11 protein-coding genes are annotated in these 12,604 nt (G+C 70.7%); 2 read left to right on the plus strand and 9 right to left on the minus strand.

Annotated features, from left to right (window positions below):
• Positions 1-12 precede the first annotated feature (12 nt).
• The 9 genes from ACZOOI_RS11580 to rsmI form a co-directional block, all read right to left on the minus strand.
• Entirely contained in the window at positions 13-435 is a 423-nt protein-coding gene (locus tag ACZOOI_RS11580) for a hypothetical protein (RefSeq protein WP_465280571.1), read from the minus strand.
• A 245-nt stretch (positions 436-680) separates the two neighbouring features.
• Positions 681-2,462: an ABC-F family ATP-binding cassette domain-containing protein gene (locus tag ACZOOI_RS11585; protein ID WP_465281169.1), complete on the minus strand. Its 1,782-nt coding sequence runs from the start codon at positions 2,460-2,462 to the stop codon at positions 681-683.
• Between the two features lie 52 nt (positions 2,463-2,514).
• A complete protein-coding gene (locus ACZOOI_RS11590) occupies positions 2,515-3,456 on the minus strand; it encodes a 4-(cytidine 5'-diphospho)-2-C-methyl-D-erythritol kinase (RefSeq protein ID WP_465280572.1) in 942 nt (313 codons plus the stop codon).
• Positions 3,457-3,558: 102 nt separating this feature from the next.
• Positions 3,559-4,557, minus strand: coding sequence for a 16S rRNA (adenine(1518)-N(6)/adenine(1519)-N(6))-dimethyltransferase RsmA (gene rsmA, locus ACZOOI_RS11595; protein WP_465280573.1), 999 nt, complete (start codon positions 4,555-4,557; stop codon positions 3,559-3,561).
• Complete coding sequence (locus tag ACZOOI_RS11600; protein ID WP_465280574.1) at positions 4,554-5,714, minus strand: ubiquitin-like domain-containing protein; 1,161 nt, start codon at positions 5,712-5,714, stop codon at positions 4,554-4,556. The genes rsmA and ACZOOI_RS11600 overlap by 4 nt, the downstream gene beginning before the upstream one ends.
• Before the next feature lie 152 nt (positions 5,715-5,866).
• Positions 5,867-6,763, minus strand: coding sequence for a TatD family hydrolase (locus tag ACZOOI_RS11605; protein WP_465280575.1), 897 nt, complete (start codon positions 6,761-6,763; stop codon positions 5,867-5,869).
• Positions 6,764-6,767: 4 nt separating this feature from the next.
• On the minus strand, positions 6,768-8,384 hold the full coding sequence (gene metG / locus ACZOOI_RS11610; RefSeq protein WP_465280576.1) for a methionine--tRNA ligase: 1,617 nt from the start codon (positions 8,382-8,384) through the stop codon (positions 6,768-6,770).
• Between the two features lie 87 nt (positions 8,385-8,471).
• Positions 8,472-8,864, minus strand: a complete 393-nt coding sequence (locus ACZOOI_RS11615) for a hypothetical protein (protein ID WP_465280577.1) — start codon at positions 8,862-8,864, stop codon at positions 8,472-8,474.
• Between the two features lie 302 nt (positions 8,865-9,166).
• The gene (rsmI, locus tag ACZOOI_RS11620) at positions 9,167-10,042 is read right to left on the minus strand and encodes a 16S rRNA (cytidine(1402)-2'-O)-methyltransferase (protein WP_465280578.1); all 876 of its coding nucleotides are present in this window, start codon (positions 10,040-10,042) and stop codon (positions 9,167-9,169) included.
• Between the two features lie 58 nt (positions 10,043-10,100).
• Here rsmI and ACZOOI_RS11625 point away from each other — a divergent pair, with 58 nt between their 5' ends.
• Both ACZOOI_RS11625 and ACZOOI_RS11630 read left to right on the plus strand, forming a co-directional pair.
• Positions 10,101-11,825, plus strand: coding sequence for a dolichyl-phosphate-mannose--protein mannosyltransferase (locus ACZOOI_RS11625; protein ID WP_465280579.1), 1,725 nt, complete (start codon positions 10,101-10,103; stop codon positions 11,823-11,825).
• Positions 11,826-12,025: 200 nt separating this feature from the next.
• On the plus strand, positions 12,026-12,604 hold the full coding sequence (locus tag ACZOOI_RS11630) for a TetR/AcrR family transcriptional regulator (RefSeq protein WP_396008193.1): 579 nt from the start codon (positions 12,026-12,028) through the stop codon (positions 12,602-12,604).

The raw sequence follows: 12,604 nt of genomic DNA on the forward strand, positions 1-12,604 counted from the left end.
ATCTCGAGCCACTCAGGGCTTCTTCGCCGGCGGTGCGGGAGCCGGCGCGTTGTTCGCGTAGTCCTCTTGCAGAGCCTTGTACTTGGCGGTGAACTCCGCCTCGTTGCCCTCGTACGTGCCCCGCACGTACTGGACGGTCATCTGCATCGCCTCGATCTGGCGCTTGAGTTGCGTCGACAGATCGATCAGCTCCTGGCGCACGCCGACGTACGCCGACCACAGCTGGATCGCCTCACCGAAGTTGCCCGAGGCGTCCAATTCGACGCGGTTGTCGACCAGCTTGTGCGGTGCCGCGGCGGATGCGTCCAGGTCGTCCAGCGCGCGCTGGACGTCCTTTTGGAACTGCACCATCGATTCCAGCCCGACGGACAACGCCTGCATGTCCGACGAGGAGACCCCCGTGGGCCCACCGTCCCCGATATCCGCGATGAGCATCTGCCACACTCCCCCGTGCGTGGAACCGATACCTCACCCGTCACCACGCAGCTAGTCACCAACGCGCCGCACGTTGCCCCGTTTTCCGAGGCGCCGCATCGCGGCACACCCGTATCAGTCTCCCCAGACTACATAGCGGATGTGACCCATGGGTACGGGGAAACCCTCACGTCGCCCCCGCTCCGGATACCGATTCGATGAACCGTCGGCGCACCCTTTGTCGGAAGGATCCGCCCGGGATCCGGCTACTCGGTCTCCTCGGCGAGCTCCAGCCAGCGCATCTCCAACTCGTCGCGTTCGTCCCGGATCGCCCGCAGTTCGGCGTCCAGCGCGGAGACCTTGTCGAAGTCGGTGGCGTGCTCGGCCAGGCCGTCGTGCACCTTCTTCTCCCGATCGGCCAGCTTGGACAACTGGCGCTCCACCCGCTGGAGTTCCTTCTTCGCCGCGCGGGTGTCGCCGCCACCGCGCCGGGTCGGCGCGGCGGTTGCCCCCGCCTCGACCGCATCCCGGCGACGCTTGAGGTATTCCTCGATGCCGCCCGGCAACATCCGCAGCGTGCGGTCGCCCAGCAGCGCGAGCACGGTGTCGGTGGTGCGCTCGATGAAGTACCGGTCGTGGCTGACGATCACCAACGAACCCGGCCAGCCGTCCAGCAGGTCCTCCAGCTGGGTCAGCGTCTCGATGTCCAGGTCGTTGGTCGGTTCGTCCATGAACAGCACGTTCGGCTCGTCCATCAACAACCGCAGCAGTTGCAGCCTGCGCCGCTCGCCGCCGGACAGGTCGGAGACCGGCGTCCACTGCTTCTCGCCGGTGAAGCCGAACTGCTCGCACAGCTGACCGGCCGTCATCTCCTTGCCCTTGCCGATCTCGACCCGCTCGCGGATCTGCGACACCGCCTCCAGGACCCGCAGCGTGGGCGGGAGTTCGGCGACCTCCTGGGAGAGGTAGGCGAGCTTGACGGTACGACCGACCACGATCTTGCCGGCGGCCGGCTGCTTCTCCTCGTACGCCGCGTCCTTGAGCGCGCGCAGCAGCGAGGTCTTGCCCGCGCCGTTGACCCCGACCAGGCCGATCCGGTCGCCCGGACCCAGGTTCCAGGTCAGGTGCTCCAGCAGCGTCTTGGGGCCCGCCTCGATCCGCACGTCGAGCAGTTCGAAGACGGTCTTGCCCAGCCGCGCGTTGGCGAAGCCGCGCAGCGCCAGGGTGTCGCGCGGCGGCGGCTCGTCCGCGATCAGCTCGTTCGCCGCCTCGATCCGGAACTTGGGCTTGGAGGTGCGGGCCGGGGCGCCGCGGCGCAGCCACGCGAGCTCCTTGCGGACCAGGTTCTGCCGCTTGGTCTCCTCGGTGCTCGCGATCCGCGAGCGCTCGGCCCGGGCCAGCACGTACGCCGAGTAGCCGCCCTCGTAGTCGTGCACCTTGCCGCCCTGCACGTCCCACGTGCGGGTGCAGACCTCGTCCAGGAACCAGCGGTCGTGGGTGACCACGACCAGCGCGGAGCGCCGGGTCTTGAGGTGACCGGCCAGCCACGCGATGCCCTCGACGTCGAGGTGGTTGGTCGGCTCGTCCAGGATGATCAGGTCGTGCTCTTCGATCAGCAGCTTCGCCAGCGCGATCCGGCGTCGCTCGCCGCCGGACAGCGGGCCGATCACCGAGTCGATGCCGCTCTCGAAGCCGGGCATGCCCAGCCCGCCGAACAGCCCGGTCAGCACGTCGCGGATGCGGGCGTCGCCCGCCCACTCGTGTTCCGGGCGGTCGCCGACGATCTCCTGGCGCACGGTCGCCGCCGGATCCAGGTCGTCCTGCTGGCTCAGGATGCCCAGGCTGAGCCCGCCCACGTGGGTGACCCGGCCGGAATCGACCGGCTCCCGCTGGGCCATCACCCGGATCAGCGTGGTCTTGCCGTCCCCGTTGCGGCCCACGACGCCGATCCGGTCGCCTTCGGCCACGCCGAGGGACACCTCGTCGAGCAGGGTGCGCATGACATACGCCTTGCCGACTGACTCAAGATTGACCAGGTTCGCCATCAGACCGAACCGCCGTACCGCAACGCTCGCATTCGACCAACTCTAACGGTCCGCGCTACACCGTGTTCTCGCGCTCCACCGGAACGACTCGGCGCGGCAGCACCCGGGCCCCGGGCACCGCACCGAACGCGACCCGCGCGGCCCGGCAGGTGCCCGATCCGGTCAGCTGCTCGGCCACCACATGCGCGGTCTCCCGGTCCGGCGCCAGGAACGCACAGGTGGGCCCGGACCCGGACACCAGCGAGCCGACCGCGCCCGCGGCCATCCCCGCGGCCAGCGTCGCGCCCAGCGCGGGCCGCAGCGACAGCGCCGCCGGTTGCAGGTCGTTGACCAGGTTGGCGCCCAGCGCGTACGCGTCGCCCGCGCGCAGCGCGGCGATCAGCTCCTCGCGCGGCGCGGGTCGCCCGACCGCCTCGCCCGCCGCCTCGCGCAGGCGGTCGCACTCGCCGTACACGGCCGGCGTGGAGAGCCCGCCGTCGGCCAGCGCGAACACCCAGTGGAAGCGCGCGGTGGTCGGCACCGAGGCCAGCCGCTCGCCGCGCCCGGTGCCGATCGCGGTACCGCCCAGGTCGGAGAACGGCACGTCGCTGCCCAGCTCGGCGCCGAGTCGGCGCAACATCTCGCGAGGCGTGTCGCCGCGCCACAGCGTGTCGCACGCGAGCAGCGTCGCCGCCGCGTCCGCGCTGCCACCCGCCATGCCGCCCGCGACCGGGATGCCCTTGCGGATGTGGATGCGCACGTTCGGCTCGCGGCCGAGCCGGTCTGCGAGCAGGATCGCCGCGCGCGCGGCCAGGTTGCTGTGGTCCAGCGGGACCTCGTCGATGCCCTCGCCCTCGCAGGCCAGGCTCAGCCGGTCCGCGGGCGTGACGGTGACCTCGTCGTACAGGGACACGGCGTGGAAGACACTGACCAGCTCGTGGAAGCCGTCCGGCCGCACCCCACCGACCGCGAGCTGCAGATTGACCTTCGCGGGAACACTGACGGTGACGGAAGACACGGCTCGTGGAACTCCTTCGTGGCCCTGCCGGGCCTCTTCGGACGGGGGCCGTGCGAACTCCTCGGCACCGTCGTCGATGGTATCGACGGCGCCGGCGTGCCCTCAGTCGCGGGGCTCGTTCGACCCGGCCGGAGGTACGGCTTCACCCGGCGACGTGCGGTCGACCGGGTCGGGACGGTCGCCTGTCTCGGGGCCGCCACCCGCCTCGGGGCCGCCACCCGCCTCGGCACGGTCGCCCGCCCCGGGGCGGTGCTCGGCGATCCTGGCGAACGCCTCGACGCCCAGCGCCTCCCCGCGCGTGCGCGGATCGATCCCGGCCGCGCGCAGCGCCTGCTCGGCGCCGGCGGGGGAGCCGGCCCATCCCGCCAGGGCCGCCCGCAGCGTCTTGCGGCGCTGGGCGAACGCCGCGTCCACAACCGCGAACACCTCCTGGCGGGTCGCCGTGGTCTTCGGCGGCTCGCGGCGCACGAACGAGACCAGGCCCGAGTCGACGTTGGGCGCCGGCCAGAACACGTTGCGCCCGATCGCGCCCGCACGCTTGACGTCGGCGTACCACGCGGCCTTGACCGACGGCACGCCGTACACCTTGCCGCCGGGCGTCGCGGCGAGCCGGTCGGCCACCTCGGACTGCACCATCACCAGGAGCCGCTCCAGCGACGGGAAGGTCTGCAACATGTGCAGCAGCACCGGCACGGACACGTTGTACGGCAGGTTCGCCACCAGCGCGGTGGGCGGCGGGCCGGGCAGCTCGGTCACCGTCATCGCGTCCGCGTGCACGAGCGCGAAGTCGGCCGCCCGCTCGGGCATCCGGGCGGCGATGGTGGTCGGCAGGTGGCGGGCGAGCACCGGGTCGATCTCGACCGCGACCACCCGTGCGGCGCTCTCCAGCAGGGCCAGGGTCAGCGAACCGAGGCCGGGGCCGATCTCGACCACGACGTCCTCGGGTCGCACGCCGGCGGTGCGCACGATGCGCCGCACCGTGTTGGCGTCGATCACGAAGTTCTGGCCGAGCTGCTTGGTCGGGCGCACACCCAGGGCCTCGGCGAGCGCACGGATGTCCGCGGCACCGAGCAGTCCCGGTCCCGCGGGAAGATCACTCACGAGAAGAGCCTACTGCCGCACAGCGGCCACGGACTCGCCCCCCTCTGGACATACATGAGCTTTGCCCGATATGTCTGCTCGGACGCGGGTGCCTGACTCGCCACCCCGGTGCCGCCCATCGACTGCCAGGTCTGCGCGTCGAACTGGTAGAGCCCGTGATAGGTCCCCGACGCGTCCACCACGTTCGCCCGGCCGCCCGACTCGCACTGCGCGAGCGCGCCCCAGTTGAGCTGATCGGCCCCGGCCACCGAGTCCGGCTTCTCCTTGGTGCCGACCTTGACGATTTGGGTGACCGGCTCCTTGACCACCTTCTCCGAGATCTTGCGCGGCTCCTGCTTGACGCCGTTGATCGTCTCGTACGAGTAGGTGATCTGGCGCAGTCCGGTCTCGCCCTTGGTGACGACCGTGTCGGTGCCCTTGTACTGGGTCGGGTCGTCCTGCTTGGTGGTCTTGAACGGGATCTTCTCGTCCTTGGTCACCGTGGTGCCGGTGACCCGCAGGATCGAGACGGTCTGGCCCTGCTGCGGATACGAGTCGGTCGGCGTGTCGATCCGGTCCTGCGGCCCTATCGAGATCCCGGCCTGTTCCAGCGCGGCCTGCACGGTCGCCGCGTTGGTCCGCAGCGGCACCGTCTTGCCGTCGACGAGGAAGGTGATCGCCCGCTCGGTGCGCACGTCCAGGTTGAGTCCCTGCCGGCCGATCGGCAGGTCGCGGGAGACCGACAGGTAGGCGCCGTCCGCCCGCACGCCGACCTGTTCGAGCGCCTCGGCCACCGACTTCGCGGTCACCCAGACCTGCTGCGGTCGGCCGTCGACGGTCAGCGTCAGCAGTCGGCCGTAGCGCACCGCGACGCGGTCGCCGTCCTCCAGGCTCGCCTTGCGTCCGGGCGCCACGATGTCGTGCTCGCCGACCTTGACCTCCTGGCGGTCGAGCAGCCCGGAGACGTTCGAGGCGAACGTGTGCACGGTGCGCTCCTCGCCGTCCACGACGAGCTTGACCGTCTTGTCGTAGGCGACGAAGGCCGTGGTGCCGCCGACCAGGACGGCGACCACGAGGGCCTGCGGAACGAGAGTGCGCAGAGAGGGTCCGGGGCGACTGCCGCCCCTGCCCGCCCGGGCGGTGTTGCGCCTGCGGGCGGAGCCGGCGGAACGACTCAACGGTGCTCCTGGGGGATTCCGAAGTGGCTGGTTCCGGGGGTGATCCGGGCGCCGGGGCGCTGTTCCGCCCGACGAGCATCGGACTGTACACCGGCGCGGAACGGGCGCCGCCCGTCCCCCGGTCGTCCGGGTGACGGGCGGCAAACAGCGAACTAGGCGGGAGCGAAGGTACGTTCGGCGTTGGCTGCGAGCGCGCCGGCCAACTCGTCCTCGGCCAGGCCCTTGACCTCGGCCATCGCCCGTACGGTGATCGGCACCAGGTAGGGCGCGTTCGGTCGGCCGCGGAACGGCACCGGGGTCAGGAACGGCGCGTCGGTCTCGACCAGGATCAGGTCGATCGGCGCGACCGCGAGCGCGTCCCGCAGCGGTTGTGCGCTCGGGTAGGTCACGTTGCCCGCGAAGGACATCACGTAGCCGAGTTCGGCGCACGTCTTCGCCAGTTCGGCGTCACCCGAGAAGCAGTGGAAGACCACCCGTTCCGGTGCGCCCTCCTCCGCCAGGATCCGCAACACGTCCGCGTGCGCCTCGCGGTCGTGGATCACCAGCGGCTTGCGGTGCCGCTTGGCGATCTCGATGTGCCGGCGGAAGGACTCCTGCTGCGTGGCCACACCCTCGTCGCCGGTCCGGAAGTAGTCCAGGCCGGTCTCGCCGATCCCGCGCACCTGCGGCAGTGCGGCCAGCCGGTCGATCTCGGCGAGCGCCGCCTCCAGCGCGGCGGCGCCGCCCGGTTCACGGCGCTGCCCGGACCAGCCGTCCGGGTCGCCGAGCACGATCCGCGGCGCCTCGTTCGGATGCAGCGCCACCGTCGCGTGCACCCGCTCGTGTGCGGCGGCCGTCTCGGCCGCCCACACCGAGGACGGCACGTCGATGCCGACCTGGACCAGCGTGTCCACGCCGACCTCGGCGGCGGTCGCCAACGCGTCGGCCACACCCGCCTCCTGGAGATCCAGGTGCGTATGGGCGTCCCAGACGGGCACCCGCAGCGGCTCGGGCGCGGGCGGCGGGGTGGTGTCCCGGGCCCCGCCGTCCCGACGCTTGCGCTTGCTCAACGGATCACGCGTCCTTCTTCTCTTCGAGGCGCGGGAACAGGACCGCGCCCTTGGTGACCGTCGCCCCCGCCGGCAACTGCCCCCAGCGGCCCGCGTCCTGCACGTGCTGCGCGGCCAGCGGGCCCAGGTGCGGCTCCGCGCCGAGCGAGTCCCACAACTTCTGTGCGGTCGCCGGCATCACCGGGTTCAGCAGCACGGCGAGCGCACGCAGCGACTCGGCCGAGGTGTACAGGATCGTGGCCAGCCGGGCCCGGCCCTCGGGGCTGTCGTCCTTGGCCACCTTCCACGGCTCCTGCTCCGTGATGTAGCCGTTGACCAGCTTCACGTAGCCGAACACCGCGTCCAGACCGGCCTGGAAGTCGAGCGCCCGGACCCGGTCGTCGGCGACCGACACGGTCTCGATCAGCGCGCTGTGCAGCGCGCCCTCGGCGTCCCCGTCGGCGGTGGAGGCGGGCAGCGCGCCGTCGAAGTACTTGCCGACCATGGCCGCCACGCGCGAGGCGAGGTTGCCGAAGTCGTTGGCCAGCTCCGAGGTGTACCGCGCGGAGAAGTCCTCCCACGAGAAGGACCCGTCCTGGCCGAACTGGATCGCGCGCAGGAAGTAGTAGCGGTAGGCGTCCACACCGAAGTGGTCGGTGAGTTGCTGCGGCGAGATGCCGGTCAGGTTCGACTTGCTCATCTTCTCGCCGCCGACCATCAGCCAGCCGTTCGCGAACACCCGGCCGGGCACCGGCAGGCTGTTGGCCATCAGCATCGCGGGCCAGATCACCGCGTGAAAGCGCAGGATGTCCTTGCCGACCAGGTGCACGTCCGCCGGGAAGGTGCCCTCGAACTTCGCCTCGTCCGCGCCGTAGCCGACCGCGGTGGCGTAGTTGAGCAGCGCGTCGATCCACACGTAGATGACGTGCTTGGGGTCCCACGGAACCGGGATGCCCCAGTCGAACGTGGACCGCGAGATGGACAGGTCCTGCAGGCCCTGGCGGACGAACTGGAGGACCTCGTTGCGGGCCGAGGCCGGCTGGATGAAGTCCGGGTTGGCCTCGTAGAACTCGATCAGCCGGGGACCGTACTCGGAGAGCTTGAAGAAGTAGTTCTCCTCCTTGAGCATCTCCACCGGGCGCTTGTGGATCGGGCACAACTTCTGCCCGTCCTCGCCGTCGAGCAGGTCGCCCGGCGCCTTGTACTCCTCGCACGCCACGCAATACGGGCCCTCGTAGCCGCCCTTGTAGATCTCGCCCTTGTCGTACAGGTCCTGGACGAACTCCTGGACCCGGTCGGTGTGCCGCTTCTCGGTGGTGCGGATGAAGTCGTCGTTGGCGATCTCGAGGTGCTCCCAGAGGGGCTTCCACGCCTCCGTGACCAGCTTGTCGCACCACTCCTGCGGAGTGACGCCGTTCGCCTCAGCCGTGCGCATGATCTTCTGACCGTGCTCGTCCGTGCCGGTGAGGAACCACACCTTCTCGCCGCGCTGGCGGTGCCAACGGGTGAGCACGTCGCCTGCGACGGTCGTATAGGCGTGGCCCAGGTGCGGGGCGTCATTTACGTAGTAAATGGGCGTTGTGACATAGAACGCCTTCTCGCGCTCGCCCGCAGTGATGTCAGTGGTTCCAGTGGCCGCCATACCCGGAATCCTACGGCCGGCGCGACGGCGCCCGCCCCCGAGTATCGGCGGAGGCGGGCGACGGCGTGCGGGCGACCCGAAGCGGGCTCAGGCGGAGCGGTGCAACGACGGCAGATGCCAGCGCGAGGCCCCGCGCGGAGCGGGCACCGCGGCCGGCTTGTCGGCCTTCGCGGCCTTGACCGGCTTCACCGCCTTGATCGACTTGCCGGCCTTGACCGCCTCGACCGCCCCGGCGCCCGAGGTGCCGGTCGCCGAGGCGACCCGGCCGGCCGGGAGTATGCGCAGGCGGGTGCCGTCGCAGTGCTCGCATGCGGGCTTGGTGAACGGGGACGGGACCAACGCCCCTTCGGAGTAGTAACGGCAAAGTCGCAATCCGTGCAGATCGGTCGCGTGGTGGATCTCGTAGTCGCGCTCCCAGCCTCGACCACACGACATACAAACGAAGGCGTAGGACTCGTGCACCACCGTCGGGTTCTCCATGACGACCTCCTCACACGGGTGCGCCCACCGACTCGTTCAGGAGGCTTCCCGTGACCGGTATCCATGGAATGCCCGAAGGCGGCCCTCCGTATCGGCCCATACGGTTCCTTGACGGGCGCCAACACGGAATATGGAGAACCGGAAAGACTCATCACCCAATCGAGTGCTGTGCCGTACCTGCCCGTTGCGAGTGCTTGACCGTCGAAGCCGCGTACGTCCGGACCGGCCCCGGCAGGGTGGACACGTTGCGCCACCGAGCCCGCACGGAACGTCCCGACATCTTGGCCCCCGGCCGCCGCAGGTCAGCTCTTCTCGGCCTTCTTGGCCGCCACCACCGCGTCGAAGACCACCCGCTTGGGCACACCGACCTCGGCGGCCACCGCCGCGATGGCCTCCTTGCGGGGTTGCCCGGCGGCCTCGCGCCCGGCCACCCGCTCGACCAGCTCGGCGGGGCCGATCTTCGAGGGGTCGGCGGGCGGCGCGCCGGCGACCACGACCGTGATCTCGCCGCGCACTCCCGGCTTCGCCCACTCGGCGAGGGCGGCCAGGGTGTCCCGGCGGACCTCCTCGTACGTCTTGGTGAGTTCGCGACACACCGCGCCGCGCCGGTCGGCGCCCAGCGCCTCGGCCATCGCGGCCAGCGATTCGGCGAGCCGGTGCGGCGCCTCGAAGAAGACCATCGTGCGCGGCTCGGCGGCCAACTCGGCCAGTCGCCGACCCCGCTCGCCCGCCTTGCGCGGCAGGAATCCCTCGAAGCAGAACCGGTCCACCGGCAGGCCGGACAGCGCGAGCGCGGTCAACACCGCGGAGGGCCCGGGTACGGCGGTCACCCGGATGTCCTCGGCCACCGCCGCCTCGACCAGCCGGTAGCCCGGGTCCGACACCGACGGCATGCCGGCGTCGGTGACCAGCAGCACCCGCTTGCCCTCGCGCAGCGCCTGGACCAGCTCCGGCGTGCGCGCCGCCTCGTTGCCCTCGAAGTACGACACGACGCGCCCGGGCACCTCCACGCCGAGCGCGCCGGCCAGTCTGCGCAGCCGGCGGGTGTCCTCGGCGGCCACCACCTGGGCCGCGCCGAGTTCGACGGCGAGCCGCGCGGGCGCGTCGCCCACGTCACCGATGGGGGTGCCGGCCAGTACGAGTAGGCCGCTCTGAGTGCTCTGCTGTTCGTGTTCCACTGCGCCATCCTCCCCTTTGACGCGCCCCGGTTGGCCCGCGCGTCAATACGATGCTCGGGTGACGAGTGACGTGGCGACCGATCAGCCGACCCGAAAGCACCCTCCGGAGGGGGATGTGGCGTCCCCCGGCGGCACCGGGACCACGCGTCCGGAGCCGCGCGGGTGGGCCTGGTCGCTGGCCCGATTCGGATACCGGGAGCCACCGCAGACCTCGCTGCGCGAGCGGTTGGTGCCCTCGTACACCGACAACAGCCCGTACACCGGCGGCGGCTGGCTGCCCTGCATCCTGGTGACGCTGCTGGCCGGCTTCATCCGGTTCTGGAACCTGGGCAAGCCGCGGGCGGTGATATTCGACGAGACGTACTACGCCAAGGACGGCTGGTCGCTGCTCAAGCTCGGCTACGAGGGCACCTGGCCCAAGGAGGCCAACGACCAGATCCTGGCCGGCCAGACGGACACCCTGCAGACCCAGGGCTCGTACATCGTGCACCCGCCGATCGGGAAGTGGACGATCGCGCTGGGCGAGCAACTCTTCGGGCTGACGCCGTTCGGGTGGCGTTTCGCGCTCGCGGTGCTCGGCACGCTGTCCGTGCTGATGTTGTGCCGGATCGGCCGCCGCCTGTTCCGCTCGACGCTGCTGGGCTGCGTCGCCGGTCTGCTGATGGCGCTCGACGGACTGCACTTCGTGATGAGCCGCACATCGCTGCTCGACCTGGTGCTGATGTTCTGGATCCTGGCCGCGTTCGGCTGTCTGCTGATCGACCGCGACGACAGCAGAGGGGTCGCGGCCCAGCTGTTCAAGTCCGGCCCGGACGCGGCGCGGGCGGCCTCGATGAAGTTCGGGCTGCGGCCGTGGCGGATCATGGCCGGCATCTGTCTGGGCCTGGCCTGCGGCACCAAGTGGAGCGGCATCTACGTCCTGGCCGCATTCGGCGTCATGACCGTGCTGTGGGACGCCGGCACCCGACGCGCGTGCGGGGCACGCCGGCCGTACCGCGCGGCGCTGCGCCACGACGTGCTGTTCGCGTTCCTGTCCACGGTGGTCATCGCGGTGGCGATCTACATCTGGTCCTGGACCGGCTGGTTCATGACCGACGGCGGCTACTTCCGGCACTGGGCCGACGACCGGGCCGGATTGTCCCCGGACGAGGTGTTCGGCATCCCACTGCCCCAATTCGGCATGTCGTGGGTGCCCGCGCCGCTGCGCAGCCTGTGGCACTACCACGCCGAAATGTTGTCGTTCCATACCGGCCTGGACAGCCCGCACCCGTACCAGTCCAATCCGTGGAGCTGGCTGGTCCTGGGTCGCCCGGTGGCCTACTACTTCGAGACCGTGCACCAGGGCACGGCGGGCTGCGACGAGCAGGACTGCTACCAGACCGTGTTGGGCATCGGGACGCCGCTGCTGTGGTGGACCGGCGTGATCGCGGTCGGCTACCTGTTGTTCCGCTGGGCCGGCCGACGGGACTGGCGCGCGGGGGCGATCCTGTGCGGCCTGGCCGCCGCCTACCTGCCGTGGATGGTCTACCAGGAACGGACCATCTTCCTGTTCTACGCGGTCGCCTTCGTCCCGTTCCTGTGCCTGGCGGTGACCATGATGCTCGGCGCACTGCTGGGCCCGCCGGGGGCATCCGAGCGGCGGCGCGCGTGGGGCACGGCCGGGGTGGTCGCGATCATCGCGCTGATCGCGTGGAACTTCCTGTACTTCTATCCGATCTTCACCGGTGAGACGATCTCCCGCAGCGGATGGTTGGATCGCATGTGGTTCAGCACCTGGATCTAGTGCCGTGCCCGGCAACGTTTGCCCCGTCGCGGCGCCCGGCACGGCACCTCGCCGCCCCGCCGAAACGTCCGAGTACTCCGGTACGAGAACGTTCCGGCGGCACGCCGATGCACCGCACCGAACACCGCGACGGGGCAAACGTTGCCGGGCGCGGCACTAGCGTGTCCACGCCGTTGTCGACCCCGAGAGAGGCTGCGCCGGTGTCCGTCGCGCGGGAGCAGGACATACGCAGGCGAGCCATCGACGCGACTCGCGACCTGGCCGCGGCGGGCGGCTACGACAGCGTGCAGATGCGCGATGTGGTCCGCCTGTCCCGGCTCTCCTCGGCGACCATCTACCGGCACTTCTCCTCGAAGGACCACCTGCTCGCGGCCACCCACCTGGAATGGATCGCCGCGCTGGAACGCAGCGGCGCGGCCCGGCCGGACGGCTCCGACGCCGCCGAGCGGGTCTGCGCGATCCTGCACAACACGTGCCGAACGATGGCCCGCCACCCACGACTGACCGCCGCGCTGATCCACGCCCTCGGCTCGTCCGACCCCGGCGTGGGCGACTGCCATCGCGAAATCAACCGGATCATGAACGACATGTTCCGCACCGCGATCGCCGACGAGATCGCAAGCGCCGACGAGTTCGTCCACCTGCTCGGAATAGCCTGGGAAGGCGCCCTGTTCAGCTGGGCCTTCGGCCGCATGACCATGGACGACGTGGAACACACGGTAACCCGCTCGGCCCGCCTCCTGATCCTCGGCGCCGCCGCCGAACCAGGCTCCCCCTAG

Source organism: Embleya sp. L77, assembly GCF_055557415.1.

Bases quoted from the DNA above. Each gene is read 5' to 3' on its own strand.
- metG (WP_465280576.1), bottom strand. From the start codon at position 8,384: ATGGCGGCCACTGGAACCACTGACATCACTGCGGGCGAGCGCGAGAAG.
- ACZOOI_RS11615 (WP_465280577.1), bottom strand. From the start codon at position 8,864: ATGGAGAACCCGACGGTGGTGCACGAGTCCTACGCCTTCGTTTGTATG.
- ACZOOI_RS11580 (WP_465280571.1), bottom strand. From the start codon at position 435: ATGCTCATCGCGGATATCGGGGACGGTGGGCCCACGGGGGTCTCCTCG.